The sequence below is a fragment of the Pseudomonas sp. FBCC-B1565 genome, assembly GCF_059133265.1.
The window spans coordinates 4780966-4803066 of sequence record NZ_CP101438.1 but is presented as its reverse complement, the minus strand read 5'-3'; the positions used below and the strand labels follow the sequence as shown (position 1 = coordinate 4803066).

General features: G+C 53.1%; 21 protein-coding genes. 9 read left to right on the top strand and 12 right to left on the bottom strand.

What is annotated here, in order from left to right; genetic code table 11:
* Positions 1-118: 118 nt before the first annotated feature.
* From NL123_RS22215 to NL123_RS22205, 3 genes are all read left to right on the top strand, one after another.
* Complete coding sequence (locus tag NL123_RS22215; protein ID WP_248487076.1) at positions 119-403, top strand: hypothetical protein; 285 nt, start codon at positions 119-121, stop codon at positions 401-403.
* Between the two features lie 132 nt (positions 404-535).
* Complete coding sequence (gene ihfB, locus NL123_RS22210; protein WP_003218804.1) at positions 536-832, top strand: integration host factor subunit beta; 297 nt, start codon at positions 536-538, stop codon at positions 830-832.
* A 20-nt stretch (positions 833-852) separates the two neighbouring features.
* Complete coding sequence (locus NL123_RS22205; protein ID WP_248487077.1) at positions 853-1083, top strand: LapA family protein; 231 nt, start codon at positions 853-855, stop codon at positions 1081-1083.
* A gap of 62 nt (positions 1084-1145) precedes the next feature.
* Here NL123_RS22205 and NL123_RS22200 read toward each other — a convergent pair whose 3' ends face one another.
* Positions 1146-1463, bottom strand: a complete 318-nt coding sequence (locus NL123_RS22200) for a hypothetical protein (RefSeq protein ID WP_494356351.1) — start codon at positions 1461-1463, stop codon at positions 1146-1148.
* A 96-nt stretch (positions 1464-1559) separates the two neighbouring features.
* Between NL123_RS22200 and NL123_RS22195 the strand changes: the two genes are divergently transcribed.
* The 6 genes from NL123_RS22195 to NL123_RS22170 all read left to right on the top strand — a co-directional run bounded on the left by NL123_RS22195 (position 1560) and on the right by NL123_RS22170 (position 9330).
* A complete protein-coding gene (locus tag NL123_RS22195; protein ID WP_058424502.1) occupies positions 1560-2594 on the top strand; it encodes a polysaccharide biosynthesis protein in 1035 nt (344 codons plus the stop codon).
* 3 nt (positions 2595-2597) lie between these two features.
* Positions 2598-3716, top strand: a complete 1119-nt coding sequence (wbjC, locus tag NL123_RS22190; protein ID WP_248487079.1) for a UDP-2-acetamido-2,6-beta-L-arabino-hexul-4-ose reductase — start codon at positions 2598-2600, stop codon at positions 3714-3716.
* 68 nt (positions 3717-3784) lie between these two features.
* Positions 3785-4915, top strand: coding sequence for a non-hydrolyzing UDP-N-acetylglucosamine 2-epimerase (gene wecB / locus NL123_RS22185; RefSeq protein WP_248487080.1), 1131 nt, complete (start codon positions 3785-3787; stop codon positions 4913-4915).
* Entirely contained in the window at positions 4916-6181 is a 1266-nt protein-coding gene (locus NL123_RS22180; RefSeq protein WP_248487081.1) for a glycosyltransferase family 4 protein, read from the top strand. It abuts the gene before it with no gap.
* Between the two features lie 43 nt (positions 6182-6224).
* Positions 6225-7238, top strand: coding sequence for an MraY family glycosyltransferase (locus tag NL123_RS22175; RefSeq protein ID WP_494356350.1), 1014 nt, complete (start codon positions 6225-6227; stop codon positions 7236-7238).
* A gap of 97 nt (positions 7239-7335) precedes the next feature.
* Positions 7336-9330 carry a polysaccharide biosynthesis protein gene (locus NL123_RS22170; protein WP_494356349.1) on the top strand — a complete coding sequence of 665 codons (1995 nt, stop codon included), beginning with the start codon at positions 7336-7338 and terminating at the stop codon, positions 9328-9330.
* Between the two features lie 56 nt (positions 9331-9386).
* On the opposite strand, the gene NL123_RS22165 is transcribed toward NL123_RS22170, so the two are convergent.
* The 11 genes from NL123_RS22165 to NL123_RS22115 form a co-directional block, all read right to left on the bottom strand.
* The gene (locus tag NL123_RS22165) at positions 9387-10604 is read right to left on the bottom strand and encodes a glycosyltransferase family protein (RefSeq protein ID WP_494356348.1); all 1218 of its coding nucleotides are present in this window, start codon (positions 10602-10604) and stop codon (positions 9387-9389) included.
* Entirely contained in the window at positions 10597-11394 is a 798-nt protein-coding gene (locus tag NL123_RS22160) for a glycosyltransferase (RefSeq protein ID WP_494356347.1), read from the bottom strand. The genes NL123_RS22165 and NL123_RS22160 overlap by 8 nt, the downstream gene beginning before the upstream one ends.
* A gap of 42 nt (positions 11395-11436) precedes the next feature.
* Entirely contained in the window at positions 11437-12081 is a 645-nt protein-coding gene (locus tag NL123_RS22155; protein WP_494356346.1) for an LbetaH domain-containing protein, read from the bottom strand.
* 49 nt (positions 12082-12130) lie between these two features.
* Entirely contained in the window at positions 12131-13117 is a 987-nt protein-coding gene (locus tag NL123_RS22150) for a glycosyltransferase family 2 protein (protein ID WP_494356345.1), read from the bottom strand.
* Complete coding sequence (locus NL123_RS22145; protein WP_494358334.1) at positions 13114-14424, bottom strand: hypothetical protein; 1311 nt, start codon at positions 14422-14424, stop codon at positions 13114-13116. The genes NL123_RS22150 and NL123_RS22145 overlap by 4 nt, the downstream gene beginning before the upstream one ends.
* A 125-nt stretch (positions 14425-14549) precedes the next feature.
* Entirely contained in the window at positions 14550-15554 is a 1005-nt protein-coding gene (dmpG, locus tag NL123_RS22140) for a 4-hydroxy-2-oxovalerate aldolase (protein ID WP_494356344.1), read from the bottom strand.
* Positions 15547-16449: an acetaldehyde dehydrogenase (acetylating) gene (locus tag NL123_RS22135; protein ID WP_494356343.1), complete on the bottom strand. Its 903-nt coding sequence runs from the start codon at positions 16447-16449 to the stop codon at positions 15547-15549. Before NL123_RS22135 ends, dmpG begins: the two co-directional genes overlap by 8 nt.
* Before the next feature lie 38 nt (positions 16450-16487).
* Positions 16488-17426, bottom strand: a complete 939-nt coding sequence (locus NL123_RS22130; protein ID WP_494356342.1) for an FkbM family methyltransferase — start codon at positions 17424-17426, stop codon at positions 16488-16490.
* Entirely contained in the window at positions 17423-18478 is a 1056-nt protein-coding gene (locus tag NL123_RS22125; protein WP_494356341.1) for an NAD-dependent epimerase/dehydratase family protein, read from the bottom strand. Before NL123_RS22125 ends, NL123_RS22130 begins: the two co-directional genes overlap by 4 nt.
* A gap of 8 nt (positions 18479-18486) precedes the next feature.
* Positions 18487-20319, bottom strand: a complete 1833-nt coding sequence (locus NL123_RS22120) for a thiamine pyrophosphate-binding protein (protein WP_494356340.1) — start codon at positions 20317-20319, stop codon at positions 18487-18489.
* A gap of 62 nt (positions 20320-20381) precedes the next feature.
* The gene (locus NL123_RS22115) at positions 20382-22100 is read right to left on the bottom strand and encodes a thiamine pyrophosphate-binding protein (RefSeq protein WP_494356339.1); all 1719 of its coding nucleotides are present in this window, start codon (positions 22098-22100) and stop codon (positions 20382-20384) included.
* Between the last annotated feature and the right edge of the window lies 1 nt (position 22101).

Here is a 22101-nt window from a genome sequence, read left to right as displayed (position 1 = left end):
TTGTGCCTGAAATTCGTTGAATCAACACCGAGAACCAAGGCGTATAGCCCAGTGTCAGAACTGACTATAGTCTTAAGTTAAAAGCGGTTCTTGTGTTGTGGCTTCAGTAAGGATTTGAATGAACAGGCTTATCGTAGTGCTCGCATTGGTAATGCTTGCTGGTTGCTCGGCCACCAGCGCCAAGACCCACGCCAAACGCGGTGTGAGTGGTATTGAGGTAGATTGCTCTGGCCTCGGCAACAGCTGGAGCAAGTGCGAAAAACGCGCGGCTCGAGAGTGCAAGATGCAGGGCTACAAGGTCATCACCCGATCCAGCGATGCCAGCGACGAAGAGGGTGACTATCTGTTCGGTTGGAACCCTGCCGGGGCAGTAACCCGCACTATGCTGGTCATCTGTAATTGAGGTCGGAATACGCCTATAGCCGGTTGCCATCTATCCTGCGGATAAGTTGTTCGGTGGGCTGTTCAAATTCATCAAGTCATGCTAAAACCTTCGAAGCGCTTTTCCTAGCTGCTTGAAAAAGAAGGGAAAAATATGACGAAGTCGGAGTTGATCGAACGAATTGTCACCCATCAAGGGCTGCTCTCATCCAAGGATGTCGAGCTGGCTATCAAGACCATGCTTGAGCAAATGTCCCAGTGCCTGGCGACCGGGGATCGGATTGAGATCCGTGGGTTTGGGAGCTTTTCGCTTCACTATCGCGCACCGCGTGTGGGTCGTAATCCAAAAACCGGCCAGTCCGTCAGCCTGGACGGTAAGTTCGTACCTCACTTCAAGCCGGGTAAGGAATTGCGTGATCGGGTGAACGAAGACGAGGAAGAGGGCGTCTGATCGACTTTCAGGAGAACGTTATGCTAAAAGCCAGGCGCTTTGTATCGGTTGTAGCTGTTTTGTTTTTCGCGCTCATTGTCGTGACTTTTGTGTTGGAAAATCAGCAAAGTACAAAGCTGTCATTTTTCGGCTGGTCTACCGTTGAACTGCCTGTTTCAGTTTTTACGACGTTGGCTTTGGTCGTGGGAATGATCATTGGGCCAGTGCTGGGGTTGATAGTGGGTCGTAAGATGGCTCGACAAAAGGCTTGATGTCTTTTCCTGCAGCATCCTGTTTTCTTTAGCGGCCGCAGCCTGAGCAGGATTTGAGACGTTTATCCTGTCATGTATGCCATGCCCTGCTGGTCTAGTGAAAAACTTGCGCATTTGTCTGCATTAATGCTCTCGAAAAGTCGGTCTGCGTTATTCTCTTGCGCCGCTCGGGGCTTGCGCCCCTTCCCCTCAAGCCGCTGCCAAGGCGCCTTCTTACGCGACATGCATCCATGTTCGCTTTTGACTTTAAGGATGCAGGCCTTAAAATGGCCATCAATTTTCATCCCCTTCATCTTTAACTGCACCACACAAAGCTTATTTTTCGGGCTGTTTGCTAACGAGCTTCGACGTTTTCCTAGAACCTCTTCACCGTTGAGCATTCCGGGGCGGCATGTTGGCTTTGTTGGTCTGCAGGCATTGAGGTGATTGGCCGACTAGAAGCTTGTCGTGCTGTGCGCGTTGCTTTAGGACTTACTATGTTCAGCGGAAAAACGCTTCTTATCACCGGTGGTACCGGTTCATTCGGCAACGCCGTCCTCAAGCGCTTCCTCGACAGTGATATTGCAGAAATCCGCATCTTCAGCCGCGATGAGAAGAAGCAGGATGACATGCGCAAGCGCTATGCCGACACCAAGCTCAAGTTCTATATAGGCGATGTGCGCGACTATCAAAGTGTGCTCAATGCCACGCGTGGTGTGGACTACATTTTCCATGCGGCCGCACTGAAGCAGGTGCCTTCCTGTGAGTTTCATCCCATGGAAGCGGTCAAGACCAACGTTATCGGCACTGAGAATGTCCTGGAAGCCGCTATCCAGAACGCGGTCAAGCGAGTGGTTTGCCTGAGCACCGACAAGGCTGTCTACCCTATCAACGCCATGGGTATCTCCAAGGCGATGATGGAAAAGGTCATGGTTGCCAAATCCCGCAACGTAGATGATGCCAAGACCGTTATCTGCGGTACTCGCTACGGTAACGTCATGGCTTCGAGGGGGTCTGTCATTCCCCTGTTCATCGAGCAGATTCGTGCAGGTAACGCATTGACGTTGACCGACCCGAGTATGACTCGCTTCATGATGACGCTGGCCGATGCTGTGGACTTGGTGCTGTATGCTTTTGAGCACGGTCGCAACGGTGATCTTTTTGTTCAGAAGGCGCCTGCCGCGACAGTCGAGACCTTGGCCAAGGCACTGACCGCAATGGTCGGCCGGCCTGAGCACCCTATCCAGGTCATCGGTACTCGCCATGGGGAAAAGCTTTTTGAAGCGTTGTTGAGCCGTGAAGAAATGGCCTGCGCTGAAGACAAGGGTGATTACTACCGGATTCCCCCCGATCTGCGTGACTTGAACTATTCAAAATTTGTCGAGCAGGGTGAAGAGAAAATCTCCCGTACGGAAGACTATAACTCCCATAACACTGAACGGTTGGATGTGGCCGGCATGCAACGGCTTCTGCTCAAGCTTGAATTCATGCAAGCGATCCAGCGTGGCGAACTCGCTACGCCGGAGGAATAATTGATGAAGGTACTGATCACCGGGGCCAACGGTTTTGTCGGCAAGAACCTGATTGCGCATTTGACTGAGCGCAGTGATGTCGAGGTTGTCGTCTTTACCCGTGACAACAGCATCGCCCAACTGCCAGCGTTGGTTGCCGAGGTCGATTTTGTGTTCCATCTGGCGGGGGTCAACCGGCCCCAATCGTCCGATGAGTTCAAGGTGGGCAATACTGACCTGACTCTGGCCCTGTGCGACGCGATCAAGGCAAGTGGCAAGCTCACTCCTGTGCTCTACACCTCGTCGACCCAAGCTGACCGTGACAATCCCTACGGTGCCAGCAAGCTGGCTGCCGAGCAGGCATTGCACGACCTGCAGGCGAGCCATGGTTCCAGGGTTCATGTCCTGCGCCTGCCTAATGTGTTTGGCAAGTGGGCGCGACCTGATTACAACTCCGCCGTGGCGACTTTCTGCCATAACATCACCCGAGGCCTGCCGATCCAGGTCAATGATCGACAAGCGATGGTTAACCTGGTCTACATCGACGACGTGGTCGAGTGTTTTATCCGGGTAATGGATTCGGGTTTACCTCATGGCGCGGCGGCTCAGGTGAGCCCAATTTACAGCATTGCTGTCGGGGAACTGGCCGATCAACTGCATGCGTTTCGCGACAGTCGCGAAACGTTGATCAGCGAAGCTGTTGGCACGGGCCTGGTGCGAGCACTCTACTCGACCTATGTGAGCTACTTGCCCGTCGAGCAATTCACTTATGACGTTCCGAAATACGGTGACCCGCGCGGCGTTTTTGTCGAAATGCTGAAGACCAAGGACAGTGGGCAGTTTTCCTATTTCACTGCGCATCCCGGCATCACACGTGGTGGGCATTATCATCACAGCAAGACCGAGAAGTTTCTGGTAATCAAAGGCAAGGCCTGCTTCCGTTTTCGCCATATCGTATCGGGTGAGTTCCATGAGTTGTTCACTCAAGGTGAACAGCCTCGGGTGGTGGAGACAGTGCCTGGTTGGACTCATGACATTACCAATGTCGGCGAAGACGAGATGATCGTCATGCTCTGGGCCAACGAGGTTTTTGATCGTGAGCGGCCAGACACCTTTGCGATGCCGGTGGGTACTCAAGCCTGAGCATGAGCGCATCAGGCAATGCATGGCGCGAACAGCTCCGATGCCAATGATTCTGGAAGAGTGTTGAAATGAAAAAGCTGAAAGTTGTCACAGTCGTTGGGACTCGCCCCGAAATCATTCGCTTGTCGCGAGTGATTGCCAAGCTGGATGAACACTGTGAACACGTCCTGGTGCATACCGGCCAGAACTACGATTACGAATTGAACGAGATTTTTTTCCAGGACCTCGGTATTCGTAAGCCTGACCATTTTCTCAATGCAGCGGGCGCGAGTGGTGCGCAAACGATCGGCAATGTGATCATTGCGGTGGACCAGGTGCTGGAGGAGGTGCAGCCAGAAGCCCTTCTGATTCTCGGTGATACCAACAGCTGCATGGCGGTGATTCCAGCCAAACGCCGTAAAATCCCGACATTCCACATGGAAGCCGGCAATCGCTGTTTCGACATGCGTGTGCCTGAAGAGATCAATCGCCGCATCGTTGATCACACCGCAGACATCAACCTGACCTATAGCAGCATCGCACGTGACTACCTGCTGAGCGAAGGATTGCCGCCGGATCGGGTGATCAAGACCGGTAGCCCTATGTTTGAAGTGCTTAACCATTACCGTGATGGTATCGAAGCCTCTGAAGTGCTCGATCGCCTCAGTCTTGAGGCGGGCAAGTTTTTCGTGGTGAGTGCCCATCGCGAAGAGAACATTGATTCCGACAAAAACTTCCTCAAGCTGGTCGGCGTGTTGAACACCGTTGCTGCCCAGTATGACCTGCCGGTGATCGTGACCACACACCCTCGTACGCAAAAGCGTGTCGATGCGATGGGCGTAACCTTTCACAAGAATGTGCAATTGCTCAAGCCGCTGGGGTTCAAGGATTACAACAAGCTGCAACTGACGGCCAAGGCAGTACTGTCCGACAGCGGCACCATCAACGAAGAGTCATCGATCCTGAATTTCCCTGCACTGAATCTGCGTGAGGCCCATGAACGACCGGAAGGGATGGAGGAGGCGGCGGTCATGATGGTCGGCCTGGAGGTTGAGCGCGCCCTGCAGGGCTTGCAGCTCCTGGAAAGCCAGGCCGCTGGGGCGGAACGGACGTTGCGCTTGGTTGCCGATTACAGCATGCCAAATGTTGCCGAAAAGGTTGTGCGGATCATCCATAGCTACCGTGACTACGTCATGCGCACTGTATGGAAGCAATATTGATTGGACAGCCTCTCCCCGGAAAAACCACTGAAGATTCTGGTGGTCACCCAGTATTTCTGGCCCGAAAACATGCGTATCAACAACATGGTCGAGGGCTTTGTCGCCAAAGGTCATGAGGTGACCGTCCTCACGGGCGTGCCCAACTATCCGGAAGGGCAAGTCTTTGCCGATTTCCGGCGTGACCCTGCGCAGTTTTCCAATTATCGGGGAGCGCGAGTGATCAGGGTGCCGATGCTGGCGCGAGGCAAGAGCAATTTCAGACTGGCCATGAATTACCTCTCGTTTTTCAGCAGTGCCTCAATCATTGGCAGTTACAAGCTGCGTGGTCAGGCGTTCGACTCCATCTTTGTGTATGGCGTGTCGCCTATCATGGGGGCGATCCCGGCGCTGTTGCTTGGGCGCTTGAAAAGGGCTCCGGTACTTATATGGGTGCTGGATCTTTGGCCGGAAAGCCTCAGGGCGGTTGGGGTTATAGAAAACCCGAAGTTGCTTGGACTGGTTGGCAAGGTGGTGTCCTGGATCTACAACCGCACTGATTACCTGTTGTTGCAGTCACGTTCGTTCGACGAGAACGTCAAGGAGTACTGCACACGTGCAATTGATGCAGACCGACTGGTGTATTTCCCTAGTTGGGCTGAGGATGATTTTTCCGCAGAGCAGCAGGGGCCTTCGGAGTTGCTGCAGCGTGACGATGCTGTATTTACAATCCTTTTCGCCGGTAACATCGGCGATGCTCAGGATTTTCCAGCCATCATGGCGGCAGTCAAGGCTGTCGAGACCGATCTGCCTGTGCGCTGGGTGATTGTGGGGGATGGTCGGGCAAGCCAATGGCTGACCGAGCATGTGGCGCAAAACCGCATGGACAACGTGCTACTGCTTGGCAGACATCCCTTGGAGAAGATGCCTGCGTTGTTCGCCGTCGCGGACGCTTTGCTGGTTTCGTTGAGGACAAATGACGTTTTCGAGAAAACCATTCCAGGCAAAGTTCAGGCTTACCTGGCTTCTGGGAAACCTGTAATCGCCATGATCGATGGTGAAGCGGCCAACGTTGTTGAAGGATCGGGTGCGGGCATGGTGTGTCGTTCTGGCGATGCCCAGGGGTTGGCGCGTATCGTTCGCACCATGGGCGTCTTACCCAAGTCCGAGCTTGAGAGCATGGGCCTGTTGGGCAGGCGTTACTACCTTGAGCATTTTTCCAAGGACACCTTGTTCGATCGTCTTGAGGCGCTATTTAGAAAAGCGACCTTGAGGCGTAACCAACAATGACCAGAACCCTTTGCCCGTCTCTGTTTCAGGAATTGTTTGCGAAATGACCCTCTGGTTCGTGTTTGCCGCAGTACTCCTCGTATCACTTTTGTTGACCTGGGTACTGCGCCGCTATGCTTTGTCGCGTAGCTTGATGGACATTCCCAATGGTCGCAGCTCGCACTCGGTTCCCACGCCACGAGGAGGCGGGGTCGCAATCGTGCTGACTTTCCTGGTGGCGTTGGTGCTCGTTGCGCTCGCTGGCTGGGTCAGTTGGAATGCAGCATGGCCATTGCTGGGGGCGGGCGCATTGATCGCCGTGGTTGGCTTTCTCGATGATCACGGCCATATCGCCGCACGTTGGCGCCTGTTGGCCCATTTCGCCGCAGCCATTTGGGCGTTATGTTGGATCGGAGGGCTGCCCACCATCAGTCTGGCCGGGGTTGAATTGGACCTTGGGTGGTTCGGTCACGTGCTGGCGGCTTTGTACTTGGTCTGGATGTTGAACTTGTACAACTTCATGGATGGTATCGACGGCATTGCCAGCATCGAGGCCGTCTGCGCCTGTTCGGGAGCGTGCCTGGTGTACTGGCTGACAGGGCATGAAAGTCTCATGCTTGCGCCGATGTTACTGGCAGTCGCCGTGCTTGGATTCTTGTACTGGAACTTTCCTCCCGCGCGCATTTTCATGGGCGATGCGGGTAGCGGCTTCCTCGGTGTCGTAATCGGTGTGTTGTCGCTGCAGGCGGCCTGGGCGGCCCCTCAGATGCTGTGGGTCTGGCTGATTTTGCTGGGTGTGTTCGTGGTTGATGCCACCTTTACCTTGGGACGACGCCTGTTGCGCGGGGATAAGGTCTATGAAGCGCATCGCAGTCATGCTTATCAGTATGCCTCGCGCCAGGCCGGGCGCCACTTGCCGGTGACGCTGACGGTGATGGCGATCAATCTATTGTGGCTGCTGCCCATCGCTCTTTTCGTCGGCCTTGGTTTTGACGGTGTTCTTGGGCTGGTGGTGGCGTATGTTCCGCTTGTAGTGCTGGCGATCAAGTTTCACGCGGGCGAGTTGGAAAAAGTGTGATCATTGGTTGACGCTGGTGTTTGAAAAGGTTGCTGCACACGTACGTGACTGCCATTTTTTGCTGGCAGCGCTAGGGACTGAGGTATAAAAAGGGTTTATGGATAGTCTACGTGCCCGATTGGTGGGCTTGCCGCGCAGGCAAAAACGTTTCTTGCAAGTAGTGACCGACATCGTCCTGGTGTGGGGAGCACTGTGGCTGGCATTTGTCGTTCGCCTGGGGTTTGATGATCTTAACAACCCCTTCGTCGTGCATTTGTGGTTGTTTCTCAGCGCGCCGGTAATCGCTATCCCGTTGTTTATCCACTTTGGCATGTACCGTGCGGTCATGCGTTATTTTGGCAATGATGCGCTGATTGCAATCATCAAGGCCGTGAGCCTCTCTGCATTATTGCTGGCGCTGGTGGTGTACCTGTACAGCAATCACCAGACGGTGGTGCCGCGCTCGATCGTATTCAACTATTGGTGGTTGAGCATGGTCATCATTGGTGGCTTGCGCCTGGCCATGCGTCAGTACTTTCAAGGGGACTGGTTTACTGCGGCGCAACACGTGCCGTTCACCAATCGTGATGATGGCTTGACCAAGGTCGCTATCTACGGTGCCGGGGCCGCAGGTAATCAATTGGTGGCAGCCTTGCGGCTGGGGCGGGTAATGCGGCCTGTGGCATTCATCGATGATGACAGCGGCATCTCCGATCGGATCATCTCGGGGTTGAAGGTGTACAAGCCCAAGCGTATCCAGCAGATGATCAATGAGACTGGCGCGGAAGAGCTGTTACTGGCCATCCCTTCATCCACACGGGCTCGTCGCCGAGAGATACTCGGTTATCTGGAGGGATACCCGCTGCATGTGCGTAGTGTTCCCGGTTTCATGGATCTGGCTAGCGGGCGCGTCAAGGTCGATGATATCCAGGAAGTCGACATTGCCGACCTGCTGGGTAGGGACCCTGTACCTGCGCAGCCCGAACTGCTGGAGCGATGCATCAAGAATCGCGTGGTACTGGTTTCCGGCGCGGGCGGTTCGATCGGGTCGGAGCTTTGCCGGCAGATCCTTACGCTGGAACCCACCAGCCTATTGTTGTTCGACCACAGTGAGTACAACCTCTACTGCATCCTGTCCGAACTTGAACAGCGCGTTCAATCAGAATTGTTGAATGTGACGTTGTTACCCATCCTCGGTTCGGTGCGCCATCCGGACAAACTGCTGGATGTCATGAATACCTGGTCGGTCGACACGGTCTACCATGCGGCGGCCTATAAGCATGTGCCCATGGTGGAGCACAACATTGCCGAAGGCATTCTTAATAACGTGATCGGTACTCTCAATACCGCGCAGGCAGCGTTGCAGGCAGGTGTCGAGAACTTTGTGCTCATTTCAACCGACAAGGCGGTGCGGCCAACCAATGTCATGGGCAGCACCAAACGGCTGGCGGAGCTTGTGTTGCAAGCGTTGAGCAAGGAATTGGCACCGACGTTGTTTGGTGATGCGTCGAATATCTCGCGCGTCAACAAAACCCGTTTCACCATGGTTCGCTTTGGCAACGTACTGGGCTCTTCAGGTTCGGTTATCCCGCTGTTTCATAAGCAGATCCAGGCGGGAGGCCCTTTGACGGTGACTCATCCGAAGATAACCCGCTATTTCATGACGATTCCCGAGGCGGCGCAACTGGTTATCCAGGCGGGTTCGATGGGGCAGGGCGGCGACGTTTTCGTGCTGGATATGGGTGAGCCTGTGAAGATTGTCGAGCTTGCTGAAAAGATGGTTCATCTCTCGGGCTTGAGTATCCGCTCCGAGAAAAACCCGCACGGAGATATCCTGATTAATTTCAGTGGGCTGCGTCCGGGTGAAAAGCTGTATGAGGAGTTGTTGATTGGCGACAATGTAGCGGCTACTCGTCATCCAATGATTATGCGAGCTAATGAAGAGCTTCTGGGGTGGGAAGTACTCAAGGCCAGGTTGCACGGGTTATTGGCGGCTGTCGAGGAGGGCGATTTTGCGCTCGTCAGGCAATTCTTGAAAGAAACCGTCAGTGGCTATAGCCCGGAAGGTGAGATCGTCGACTGGATGCACATTCAGCGACACCGTGAAGTCTGATCATCTGGTGGACGCTCTGATGGGCCTATTTGGAGGCCCATCAGGTAAAACTTAAGTTAAAGCTTCCAGAGTTTTTTGTTGAGTCTGAAGCTCGATAGGTAGACGAACAGTCTCGATATGTTCATGAACCTGTTAGGGCCTACAGTGTAAAGAACCACCTTTAGCAACGAGTTGATGATCTGAAGCTTTCCAGAGTGATTTAGTGCGTCACCAAACCCTGCCGGTTTGTAGGGCCCGCCCTTTTCGAACAAATAGTTCTTCTTGGCAAATTGGTAGACAGGGCCGCTCGCATCGAACGGCTCATGCTCGGCAGGCAGTTCATCCAGTACGGCGGCGTAGGCCCTTCTCAGCGTGGGCGAAATGTATTTCCCATCGCTCATATAATCAAAGGCATAGGCTGCGTTGGAAGGGAAGGCTGAAAAGTTGGACAGCCGTTCCTTGTAATAGAAGCTGACCTCCAACAGATCTTCACGTTTTTCTTCTCTTCCCGCAAATGCTCGTTTGCTCAAGCGTTCCGGATTCTTCTCGTCAAACGAACTGAAGTGGAAGAAAACCAGCGGGAACTCTCCATTTACCGTATAGCCACCCTGGCCGTCAGGGGCGAGGGTGCGCTCATGGCTATTCCAAAAAGCCATGTTGTAGCCAAGATTGAACGATACGTGCAGGGTCGGGAAGAAGCAGGGGGCGATGCTGACCCACTTCTGGTCGGTGGAGAGGCCAAACTGAGTTTCGAAATAGCAATGTTCCAGACAGCGTTCATTCCACCACTGGAGAAAGCGTATGCCTTCTGACGTGTTTGAAACTGCGTAGAAGCCCAGATTGAAGGAGCCAAAGCGCAGCATCCCGACATCACCCTCGACATGAGGCGTGACGTAGTGGGGCGTTAGAATGATGTCACGCGTACCGAGTTCGTCCCATAGGCCATCGAGGCGGCTGAAAACGCACGTGTCGGGGTCGAGGAAGATAACCTTCTCGTGTTGCTCAAGCAGCTGCAAAGTGATCCAGGGCTTGAGACTGGTACTGAACTCCACGATGTCGTATTTAAAGGCGTAGTGCTGGACATTTGGCAATCCGATCTCTTCAACCCAATGGAACTCTGCCAGGTGGGTAGGGAGATCCATCTCGACCTTGCGATCAAAAATATAGATCTTCAGTTTAGGCTGACCGAATTTAACCAGCGACTCGGCCAGCACCAACGCTTTGGACAAGTAAGCCAAGTTGCACACAGTAAAAATGGCTGAGCGCTCGACGGTCATGCCTTTTTCATCAGTCACGTTTAAATATTCCTAATGTATTGATTACTCTGACGAGGATCTGAGACGTGCAGTAGAGGGTCAGTAATCTTGTGATTCTGAGCGCGAAGCCGAACTGACAGCTCGCGAGCGCAGAAAAAATAAGTTTCAGGTTCGAAGATACCGTGTCTTTTATTCTGGACCATGAATACGCCCGCATTGAATACGTACGGCCAGCAATTCGGTAGCGACTGTCAGCCTGCTCGGTCACATGATCAAAGCCAGGTGTGGCGCCACAGACGCCGATTCGATAGCCTTTATTCAATGAATCCAGGCACAGCTTATAATCCACGCTGTCGACAAAGTAGCTGCAATCCATCCAGCCGAGAGCGCTGAGTTTATCCAGAAAATAAAGACTGCCGCTGTTGATCAGTAGGGGGACATCCCGGACTGACGCGTTTCCATCGGCCTTGAAAGCGATCGCGCTGAACGCAGTGTAAGCGTCGAGGTTGTCGGTATAGTTTTTTTCGACATAGGCCAGTGTTTCTTCGTTGAACCCCGTGTCCTGATCAAAAAACAGAAGTGCCGAGTGGCCCTGTTGATAGGCATTGGCGCATACCGTTGAAATACCGATGCCCAGCCCCAGATTTTTACCACAGGTAAAATAGTGGATCTGCGGATGATGTTCGGCGAATGCCCGCACGCTGGCATTATCAGGTGAATTGTCGAATACATAGACTTCAAACCCGTTTGCCGAAGTCAATTCAAGCCTGTGCAGTAATTCAACGCCGGCGTGATAGACAACAATCCCTACAGCAATCTTACGTGTCATGCCATACCTTTGATATGTGGAGCCGCCCGTACCCGGTCGTTTTTATACACTTAACCATTTGCTCTCTTTATCGCTCCATACTTTCACAACCCTGGCAGGGCAGCCCACGGCAATGACGTTGCCTGGGATATCTTTGGCAACAACGCTATTGGCACCGATGATCGAGCCACTGCCAATGGAGGTGTTCGGCAATATGACGACATTGTCCCCGATCCACACCTTGTCGCCAATGGTCACAGGGCCGCTGCTGGACAGCTTTCGTTCGAACGGTGTTTCGTAGGGGCTGGACTGGTCCTCCCCCGAGTACGCGCCGTGGGAGTGGTCCGTGATATGGATCTTGCTGCCCATCAACACATCGTTGCCGATGGTGACCTTGTTACAACAGGCGATATGCAAGTGGTCGCTGGCAGAGAAATTTTCGCCGATTTCGATACGGGGTTGATAGGTGAACGCAAGGTATTGAGGAATAGCGTGTAGCCAGAGTCCCTCACCCACTCTGAAGTTGTTACCCAGTGCGATATTTTCCAGTCCAAATACCTTGGGCGCACGGCCGAGGTAGGCACGCCTGCCTGGACCCGGAATCGTCCTGAGGTGAATGAGCGCGCGCCACACCAAGAGAAATCTCCCCGCCAGTAGCGGGATAATGAACAGGTGGTGTTGTTTTAATTTCTTTAGAATATATGACACCGCGTTTACTCGTACTTGGGTGTTAACGGATCTTGGTTGGCTCTGGACTTTATTGATGTCCGGATCCAGGCGGCTGATTGCGTGTAAACCGAAGATAAATGTCGGCCATGGCTTTAAGCAGAGGGCGGGGGGTAAGTGAAATAACAGCGACAATCAGGAGTGGGTAGTCGATGGACAAGCGTAAGGCATGCTTGAATTGCCTGTACGTCGAATAGCTCAAGAGCCCACGAACGCGCAGGGATACCATTCCCCTTACCGAAAAAGCCCCCGACACGGCGCCGAAACTACGGCATGCAGAAAGTTTGCTCTTCAGTGCATAGCTCGATGGCAGTGAGAAAATAAAGTTCACCCATTTTTCCACCCCAACTTCAAATATTTTTGGCGTATGCGCCCAGCCTTTCTTTTGCAGGGTTGGGCTCTCTAGTGAAGTAATAGATATGTCTCGCTCCCATCGGATAACTGCATTGCCACGCGCCGCATGTTCCAATATGACCCCGGTCTGCATGTAGTAAGAACCGATGTAGCGGCTGAAGTCTGCTGTGGCGATCAGTTCTTTATTATAAATCAGGCAGCTCATGCAGCTCATTATTCCGGCTAGCTCGGTCAACAAAGCATCCGGGCAACTATAGTCTTGGCTGGCTGTTGTGTTTTTATCGATGAGATTGACGACTATTGCGCTATAGCTATCTGAGCTTTCGATTAGCTTGAGTACGGACACGATACCTTTTTCGGGGATTTGCGACGTATCCCCCAAGAGCCACACGTATTGGGTGTCCGCAGCCTTCAGTGCTTTCTCGAAATTGGCCTCAGGACCCAGTGTGGTCGCGTTACGCAGGCTATGAATAAAGCCGTATTCTTTTTGCCACTTCGCGATCACGTCCTGTGTGTTATCGGTCGAGGCATTGTCTGATATGAAAATTTGTAGGTTGTGGCTGCGGGCTAGCGGAACGTGTACCGACAGGGATTTATCTAGAAAGTCCGCTCGATTGTAGGACGGAATGACGATTGAGAGAGAGGGGTTGCCAACTGGATTCATGCGTGCGATCTCTTGAAGTTTTTAAATATCCAGTACACCCAGGGCGTCACCAAGCAAAGCGCGCTAAAGAAACCGAGAAATAGGTAATCGAAGGGTAGATAAATGGAGATAACCAGCGTAGTTGTTGCTACATACACGCCTTGTACCACGGACGCGGTAACCAGTGGCTCTTGTTTGTGAGCTCGCATGTAGACAGCCATCGAGTTGATCCATAACTGGATCAACCAGCCAAATCCAACCAATGCCAAGGCGACATGTGACAGCAGGCGATTTGCGATCGGCAGGTAATCCTTGAGGAGTTCGATGCCTGTAAACAGAGTTGCCAAGCCCAGTATGTAAGTCACCGTGGCGAGCAGGAGGGCGCGTTTGAAGGTGGTGTCCAGCGCTGGGTAATCTTGCTGTGCAACATACATGTTCATCTTGGGTGTGTTGATTGAAACCCAGATGTTTGCGATGCTGAAAAGCGCCATGCATATCGCCATCGATAGACCCACTTGTCCAGCCTCTACTGTTCCGTAAAAGTGGAATGCCAAAGGGGTAAAGATAGACAGAATAAAATAGCCACTTATCCAGCTGACAGCAAACCGCCACATCAGTGGCATGATTTCTGGCGCCCACGCGTGTTGGGCATGTTTACCGGCGGTATAAAGCTGTTGAAGCATTTTTTTATAGCGGCAGCCGATCAGGACCAGCCCGGTCGTCGCTCCGGCTAGCAGGGCTATTGCAAGGGCGTAAAGCTCTTCCCCGCAGAACAGCAGAAGTGCGGTCACGGTGACTGTGCTTACGCTGATGTAGAACCGGATTTTTTGCACATCTCCGACGCTATCGCACCCTTCGATAAACGACAGTAACATGCTGTTCAGGAAGACCAATACCGACGCTGCACCATAGATGAGCCAGGGAAATTGCCAGTTGATAGCTGAACCCTTGCTATTCAGGAAAACATACCCGGCCCCTAATACCAGGGGGAAAATCACCATGGCCATTGCACTTGACCACTTCAAGGCAAATTTGCCAAGGGTTGCCAAGCGGATCATGTGCTTGGTATCACCGGTAAGCGTTTTATCAGGGTTGAACTTCAGGTGCGCGAATTCGTGGGATGAAAACAGTAAAAGTATTGACGAAAAACCCATGTCAGCGAACACAGCCAGGGCTGCCAGGCTAATAAAGGTGTACCAGTAGCCTTGGGCTTCTGCGGAGAGGTAAAGGGGGACTAACAGCAGTAGCAGAGGGCCGGAAAACAATCTCCAGAGCTGATTGATGGCGGAGTGTCGGACATCGTAGCTCAGTAACGTTTTGAGCAGCATATTTTTCACGGCTGATGGCACATTCTATTTTTCAACTTTTGAGAAGGCTGGAGTTTTATCAGGGGCGCTCTACATGCATACGCGCTGCATGTAAGCGTGCCCCCAAACTGAGTGGCTGCAGGTTACTATTTCCCGGCCAGCTCTTTTGCGACCTCTATGATCAGGCTTTCCTGGCCAGCAACTGCCTTGCGTTCACCCAGTCGGAAAAACACGTCCCTTGGGTCTACACCAAATTCTGCGGCCGCTCTGGCCACGGGTTTGGCGAAGCCGGAAAATACTCCAGCAAGACCGCTCACGATTGAGACTGGGGAAATGGAGGGTGCGATAAACCCCAGTTCCTTTTCTGCCATCGTGGCAGCGTCTAGGATTTTGAATAGATCAATCCCAGTGTCATATCCGAGTTTGTGCAACACCCCTACCAGCACTTCAAGCTGTGTGTTGCCGGCGCCAGCGCCAAATCCACGGATGGTGCCATCGAGAATTGTCGCGCCTTCATTGACCGCTGTTACGGAGTTGATTACAGCCATTCCAAGGTTATTGTGGCCGTGGAAGCCAACTGGGATGGACAGGCCATTTACCAAAGTGCTGATGCGAGCTTTGACATCATCCACCATCTGAGCGCCCGCAGAGTCCATGATGACAATAGCCTGGGCTCCATAGGACTCCATTTTTCTGGCCTCTTCAAGCAGCACTGCTGGGCTGGCCATATGCGTCATCATAAGGATGCCCCATGCTTCCTTGCCTGACTCTCGGATATAGCCAATGTGGCGCTGGGTGACATCAGCCTCGGTGCAGTGCGCGGCAATCCGGAATACGTCGACACCCAGTTCGACTGCCTTGCTCAGGTCTTTCTTGATGGTGCAGAAGCCCGGGATAACATGGATTGCCAATCGAGTGTTGCTCAGATGCTCGCGGGAGATTCTGAGAATTTCCTGGTCACTGAGCCGGCTCTCTCCAACCAGCATCGACGAGCCACCGAGGCCATTGCCATGGCCGACCTCGATAATGGGTACATTCGCTACCTCCGCTGCCTTGCAATAAGCGACGAACGCTTCGGCTCCCAATTTATGCCCTACCGCATGGTTACCATCACGCAATGTTGGATCGGTAATGAGAATTTGCTTAGGCATGCAGGTTTTCCTTGGCGTGAAAGGAGGTCGCGATCATTTCTGCGACAGCAATAGCGGCACAGTTGATGATGTCCAGGTTGCCGGCATACTGCGGCAGGTAATCGCCGTTACCCACGACCTTTATAGTCGTCAGTACTCGATCTCCTTCAACCGTTGGTGGGACGATCAGCGAATAACCGGGAACATACTCCTGCAGCTTTGCGACCATTGCGTCTACCGAATGACGGATAGCAGGAATATCAGGGTTGGTGATCTTGGCGTAGATGGTCGTTTGCATGTCGATCGGCGGGTTGGCCGGGTTCAGGATCAGTATCGCCTTCGTCCGCTGTGCTCCCGAGAAGCGCATTAGCGCATCCTCGGTGGTCTCTATGTACTCATCAAGATTGGCCCGAGTGGCCGGCCCCGCACTGAGTGATGCAATGCTGGAAACAACTTCGATGTATTCAACATTGGCATGAACGGCAGCAATCGCACTGGCGATGGGAATGGATGACTGCCCGCCGCAGGTAATCATATTGATGTTCTGCGTATCTCCGCCTACACATTCCCTAGCGTTGATGGCGGGGATGCAGAACACCCCCAGCTTTGCCGGTGTCATGTCGATGACTGTCTTTCCGAGCTTGCGCAATGCATCCCAGTGCTCAACATGTGCATGAGCGGAGGTTGCATCAAAAACCAGGTCGCATACATCAGGCGACGAGAGGATCGCACCAATACCCTGATCGGATGTTGGAATGCCTAGCTCGGCAGCTCTTTTCATTCCTGCCGACGAGTAGTTACGCCCGGCGAAAAGCGTACATACAAGATGCTGAGAGCGCATTATCTTCACGAGCAGGTCGGTACCAATATTGCCCGAACCGATAATAGCTACTTTCAGTACTTTTTTAGTGACCATCACATATATCCAAGGAAGCGCAGAATCAAAGCAAGCCGTTATTTTACTCGTAGCTCGTTGATCTCAAGCGCGTGCTGTGTTTCGTGCAAAAAGAAGAAGTTGGTTTCTAGCGTCTGGTCATCCATCAGGCCAAATGCACGGAGATTTCCCTCCGCGTCAGCGGTGAAGCATTGGTAGCCCAGTCCCTGAAAAAGCTCGATGATTTGGTTGGGGTGGTAGTCAAATTTTGCTGCCCATTTTCGCAGCATTTCCGTGAATACAATAGGCTTGTCCTGGGCCAACAGTTTCAGCGCACCCTGGAAGACAAAAAGCTCGGCCCCCTCGACGTCACATTTGATAAAGTCGACCTTGGGCAGACCCAGTCGTGTTGACGTGTCGTCAAGTACCTTGACATCGCAGGTAATCTTTTTGACGTCGGAGCGCCCGCTCAAGTTGGCTGAAGAGGCATTTCCCGAGCCTCCTGGGTAGAAATAGAACTCTAGGGTTTTCTCTTCCGAAGAGAATCCAAAATTGAAGGTCTTGATATTGTCCAGCTCGTTGATGCGCACGTTTTCTTGGAGCGCCAGATACGTGGAATCAATGGGTTCAAACGCGTAGACATTGACGCCTGGGTTCTTTTTGGCGATGTTGAGGGCATACCATCCCATGTTTGCGCCAATATCCAATACGCAGGCATTTGGCTTGACCAGTTTCATGATCATGTTTGAATCTGTCAGCTCATAATCGCCAAAGTTGAGAATCTCAACCGGCGCAACACGCTTGTCAAACTCGGGGCATACAATTTTTATACCATTGTCGCGTGAGGTCATGACCACCTTGCCATCGGTGATTTCTATGCGGGCAACGTTTGTTTCTTGCAACCATGATGCATAGGAAAAGAGCTTGCTATGGAAGTCACTGTACATTCCATCTATATAGTCAGGTTTGCTCAACACTTGGTTTTCAAAGCACTGACGCATCTCTTCCATGTTCTTCATGTGTAACTCTCAATGGTTTTCTTGAAGCCCTCACGGACAGGCGTCCGGGGGAGCCAGCCGAGCTTTTCGACTTTAGTGATATCTGGGCAGTTTCTGACAATTGGGCTTACTAAGTACGTACTGTCATTTTCGCGGGGAGCAAGCAGAACGCTCAATTTTTTTTCGGGGTATAGCTCTACCAGTATTTCGGCCAGCTCTCCAATACTGATTTCTCCCGCGGGGTTACCAATATTGTATGCCTCGCCGTGGGTGCCGTTGAGCAATACCGTCCAGAAGCCTGCTACCGCGTCGGCTGCATAGCAGAAGGCACGTCTCGCAGTACCATCGCTTTTCATGGTAATGGGCTGATTATTCAGGATATTGGCCACAAAATCAGCATAAACCCTTCCGTCATTTAATAGCATGTGAGGGCCGTAGGTGTGAAAGGGCCTGACGATGGTGGCCGGTACGCCAGCTTGGTGGTGCCAACTGACGCACATGTTTTCACCCATTCGCTTGCTTTCCGCGTAGCAAGCACGGACCGAGGTCGGGTCGACAAACCCGAAGTCTCCCTCCAAGGTCGGTACCCTATCAGTCTGTCCATACACCTCGCCGCTGCTGAAGAAGAGAAACCCCTTGGATTTGCTCAGGGCTGCAAGTTTCAGCAGTGCAGCGGTCCCTAGTGTGTTGGCACTCAAGGTGCCAATTGGATCGGTCGAATAATACTTGGGGCTGGCCTGACTGGCGGCATGAATGATGTAGTCAGGGCGCACGTCGAATTCCAAAGGATTACTGACGTCTTGTTCTATGCAAACTAAGTCCGATCTGCCTAACACATGCGCAAATCTGCTCTCGAAGCGCTGCCGGCTACGAACCAGGGCAAAGATCTGGATCTCCAACCCTTGTGTTTCGTTGAGAAACAACAGCGTTTCTACCATGTAGGCGGCGAGAAAACCGGAGGCACCCGTAATGAGTACCTTCTGCCCCCTCAGACGATGCCAAGGTAACGGGTACTGGGTCGTAATCGCTAGCAGATCGCTCGCGACGATGGCATTGCGCAAGATCTTTTCCATGGGAGGGCTTATGCGCCCAGCGTCTTGGATTTTTCATGCATGCCCTTGAGCATGGCACTCTCCAGTTGATCACGTGGAATCAGTGGCGAGAGATCTTCCAGGGGTGGAGAGACCAGCGAACCGTCTTCTTTCACTATCACGGAAAGTTTCGGTGAGAACAGTTGCTCTGGGTGCATAAACACCTCGCAGATAATCGGTCCGGTCGCGGCCTGCACTTTTTCCAATGCCGGGTCCACGTCATCCCAATGACGAATCTGGCAAGACGGGATGCCAAAGCCAGTTGCCAGTTTTGAGAAGTCCGGGCACGAAACGCCCGAGGTCCGATCAGTCCCCACGTAAGAACCTTTGAACAAGGAGTTCTGAGTGTGCTTGATCATCAAGTAGCCATCGTTGTTGAAGATGAAAAGCTTGATCGGCAATTGGTGGTGCACGATTGTCTGCAGTTCTTGCAGGTTCATCATCATGCCGCCGTCGCAGTTGAGGCACATTACCTCACCCCTGTCCGTGGCGAACGATACCCCTAGTGCTGCAGGCAAGCCGTAGCCCATCTCACCGAGGCCGGTAGAGGTCATCAGGCGCTGGCCATCTTTCAGACGCAGTACCTGGTGCCCACACAATAGGGCGGTACCCATATCGGTTACAACGATCTGGTTCGGCTTGAATACGCCGTTCAGGCGCTCCATGAAACGATAAGAATTTATGAAGCCGTCTTTGTCAGCATGCTCTTCACCCACCCAAGGGAATTGAGCTTCATAGGCTTTACATTGCGCCAACCATTGCGATTTGCTAGGAATTACCAGTGTCTCCAGACGAGCGCTCAATGCCTCGATAAAGGCGGCAGCGTCACTGATGATGACTTCGTGTGTGCGTGAAGCATTCTTGATCGCCTCTTCACGACTGATATCTACCACGTCGATCCTTGCTTCGCGCGCCAGCTCGGTCAGGTCATAACCGACCTGTGGTATGGCCAGGCGAGTACCAATGGCAAGTATGTAGTCACTGTTTTGCAGGATAAAGTTAGCCGAGCGCTGGCCGTAGACGCCAGCGCGTCCGAATATCAAAGGGTGATCGGAGTCGATCATGTCGATACCCGCCCAGGAGACAAGGCCCGGAGTACCGAGTTTCTCCAGGAGCGGTGCGATACGCTTTTCGGCGCCAGCCAGGCGGATGCCGTTGCCCAGCCAAAGCAGTGGCCGTTCGGCTTTGAGCAGGGCGGCCACGACGCTGTCGACTTGGGCGCCCACTTCAGCGCTGATCGTTTTATCGGTAACGGGCGTCGGGAAATGCGCCATTTCGTTGGCTGGAATGCGGCTGGACTGTATGTCCATTGGGATTTCGATCCAAGTTGGACCCGGGCGGCCTTCCAGCGCCACGTATGCGGCTTTTTCGAGCTCGTAGACGGCCTGCTCCGGCTGGGTGACGCGTTGAGTGTATTTGCAGACCCGGCTCACCATCTGGCAGGAGTCGTAGCCCTGAACGCCCCACATGCGCAAAGGGTTATCCACCGAGCAATGCTTGGAGTGCTCATTACCCGCGATGACCAGGCACGGAATGGAGTCGGCCCAGGCAGACACCACTCCAGTGACGCCATTGGTGGAACCGGCGCCTGTGGTCAGCAATGCTGCGGAAAGACGACCATTGGTGCGGTAATAGGTCTGTACTGCCATGCAAGCGGCCTGTTCATGGTGCACACAGACAATCTCGGTGTAGCCACGACGGCTGATGGCCTCAAAAAGATGAACGTTACCGGCGCCAATAATCCCGAACGCATGTGTAATGCCCAGGTTTTCCAGTGCTTCAGCAATCTGCTCACTAACTTTGATTTTTTCCAGCGCTTGCATTTTAAAACTCCGTCGATGGACGCTTCAGCCTGCTCGAAGACCAGTAGCTGAGTTTTGAAAAATTATGGGTGAGGCACCCATGTCTTTTGGGGCGTTTGCTGGTCAATCACCATCCCGAACTCGAGCCGTGGGCGACACTCTCGTGCGTCAGGCATGATGACCTCTATCAACATGGGGCGGGGAGCTTCCAAAAACTCCCTCACAGGGACGTGAAAGTCGGTATCCCGCGTCACGACCCTGCCAGTGATGCCATAAGCCTCGCCAATGGCTTTGAATTGAGACGTGTAGCCGTTCCAGTAGGTGGATGATGTTCGACCCTCAAAGTACATTTCTTGAAAGCCGTGCACCATCCCTAAGGAATGATTGTTAAGCACTATTATCAGTATCGGTAGTTGGTCTCGCGCGATGATATCCAGCTCTTGGATGTTGAGCTGGGCGCCGCCGTCACCGGTAATGACAATCACAGGCTTGTTACCAGCGTTGCAAACGCCGATGGCTGTTGGAATCGCGAACCCCATGGCGCCCAGCCCGCCTGAGTGATGCATAGATTGGCCATGACTTAAGCGTAGTGTGTGAGCCACCCACATCTGATTGTTGCCGACGTCGGCAACATAATCGACAGCTTGGCCTCTGGCCTGCTCACAAAGGCTCGAAAAAATCACGAAAGGACTGACCAGCCAGTCGCTGTACTCGTCCACAAAGCTGATCTGGAAGCGGGCACGCAATTCGGCAGCCCAGACAATCCAAGCTTTTTTATTCTGCACTTGGGAAAGGGGGAAGTGGGCAAAGAAGGTGTTCAATTCCATCACATAGGACGCGTGTGTTTGAACCCGGTTGTTCAATTGCCCTTCCATCAGGTCTATCTGGATAATTTTGGCCTTGCGGGCGAAATCATCCGGTTTTGCGCCGGTTTGTCGAACGTCCAGGCGGCTTCCCAATACCAGCAGAAAATCGCAGTTTTGTACGGCGTGATTGGCAGCACGCGTCCCGTAGGCGCCGAGCATGCCTAGGTAGTTCGCGCTCGCCGGGATTTTTTCTGCGCCTTTCAAACTGGCTACGTAAGGAAGATCCAGGGCCTCTAACTGCCCGAGCCATTGCTTGAAGTGGCGGGTATTGACCGCCCCTCCACCCAAAAGGATCAAGGGCCTTTCAGCGGATGCCAGTGCATTGCTGATCGCCTCAATGTCGTATTCACTCAGCTGACTCACCGCCTGTTTGTCACTCAGTGCCAACAGTCCATTTACGACGCGGTCATCAATGTCGGCTCGCTGTATATCCATCGGGATATCCAGCAATACCGGCCCTGGGCGTCCTTCCCTGGCGATGTCGATGGCTTTTTGCAGGCAGGGAAGTAACTCGTCGACCTGTGTGACCTGATAGGCGTACTTGGTAATGCTGCCGGCTAGTGCCACGCTGTCGAGCTCTTGAAAACCCTGTTGGCGGATGTGCCTCTCGCCTTTGAGTTCGTAGGTATTGACCTGGCCTGTGAGAAACAGGCAGGGGTGGCTGTCAAGCCAGCAGTCGGCTATGCCTGTCATTAGGTTGGTGGCGCCCGGGCCGCTTGTGCCCAGGGCCACGCCGAGTAATTCGTGGTGCGTTGTACGAGCAACGCCGGATGCCGCAAATGCTGCTCCTTGCTCATGGTGAACTGATACCAGCCTGGTCTTGCCCAGCTTATTGATGCTGTCAACCAGGTGCGTGATCATCCCGCCGATCAGTTCGTAACCATACAGAACCTTGTTCTGTGCAAGAACCAGCGCCACGGCATCCGATGCTTTCATC

Excerpts from the sequence above, each read along its gene's own strand:
- NL123_RS22200 (WP_494356351.1), bottom strand. The coding sequence starts at position 1,463 with ATGCTCAACGGTGAAGAGGTTCTAGGAAAACGTCGAAGCTCGTTAGCA.
- NL123_RS22170 (WP_494356349.1), top strand. The coding sequence starts at position 7,336 with ATGGATAGTCTACGTGCCCGATTGGTGGGCTTGCCGCGCAGGCAAAAA.
- NL123_RS22160 (WP_494356347.1), bottom strand. The coding sequence starts at position 11,394 with ATGACACGTAAGATTGCTGTAGGGATTGTTGTCTATCACGCCGGCGTT.
- NL123_RS22125 (WP_494356341.1), bottom strand. The coding sequence starts at position 18,478 with ATGGAAAAGATCTTGCGCAATGCCATCGTCGCGAGCGATCTGCTAGCG.
- NL123_RS22150 (WP_494356345.1), bottom strand. The coding sequence starts at position 13,117 with ATGAATCCAGTTGGCAACCCCTCTCTCTCAATCGTCATTCCGTCCTAC.
- NL123_RS22195 (WP_058424502.1), top strand. The coding sequence starts at position 1,560 with ATGTTCAGCGGAAAAACGCTTCTTATCACCGGTGGTACCGGTTCATTC.
- NL123_RS22135 (WP_494356343.1), bottom strand. The coding sequence starts at position 16,449 with ATGGTCACTAAAAAAGTACTGAAAGTAGCTATTATCGGTTCGGGCAAT.
- NL123_RS22145 (WP_494358334.1), bottom strand. The coding sequence starts at position 14,424 with ATGCTGCTCAAAACGTTACTGAGCTACGATGTCCGACACTCCGCCATC.
- NL123_RS22130 (WP_494356342.1), bottom strand. The coding sequence starts at position 17,426 with ATGAAGAACATGGAAGAGATGCGTCAGTGCTTTGAAAACCAAGTGTTG.
- NL123_RS22215 (WP_248487076.1), top strand. The coding sequence starts at position 119 with ATGAACAGGCTTATCGTAGTGCTCGCATTGGTAATGCTTGCTGGTTGC.
- NL123_RS22115 (WP_494356339.1), bottom strand. The coding sequence starts at position 22,100 with ATGAAAGCATCGGATGCCGTGGCGCTGGTTCTTGCACAGAACAAGGTT.
- NL123_RS22120 (WP_494356340.1), bottom strand. The coding sequence starts at position 20,319 with ATGCAAGCGCTGGAAAAAATCAAAGTTAGTGAGCAGATTGCTGAAGCA.
- wbjC (WP_248487079.1), top strand. The coding sequence starts at position 2,598 with ATGAAGGTACTGATCACCGGGGCCAACGGTTTTGTCGGCAAGAACCTG.
- NL123_RS22205 (WP_248487077.1), top strand. The coding sequence starts at position 853 with ATGCTAAAAGCCAGGCGCTTTGTATCGGTTGTAGCTGTTTTGTTTTTC.
- NL123_RS22175 (WP_494356350.1), top strand. The coding sequence starts at position 6,225 with ATGACCCTCTGGTTCGTGTTTGCCGCAGTACTCCTCGTATCACTTTTG.
- ihfB (WP_003218804.1), top strand. The coding sequence starts at position 536 with ATGACGAAGTCGGAGTTGATCGAACGAATTGTCACCCATCAAGGGCTG.
- dmpG (WP_494356344.1), bottom strand. The coding sequence starts at position 15,554 with ATGCCTAAGCAAATTCTCATTACCGATCCAACATTGCGTGATGGTAAC.
- wecB (WP_248487080.1), top strand. The coding sequence starts at position 3,785 with ATGAAAAAGCTGAAAGTTGTCACAGTCGTTGGGACTCGCCCCGAAATC.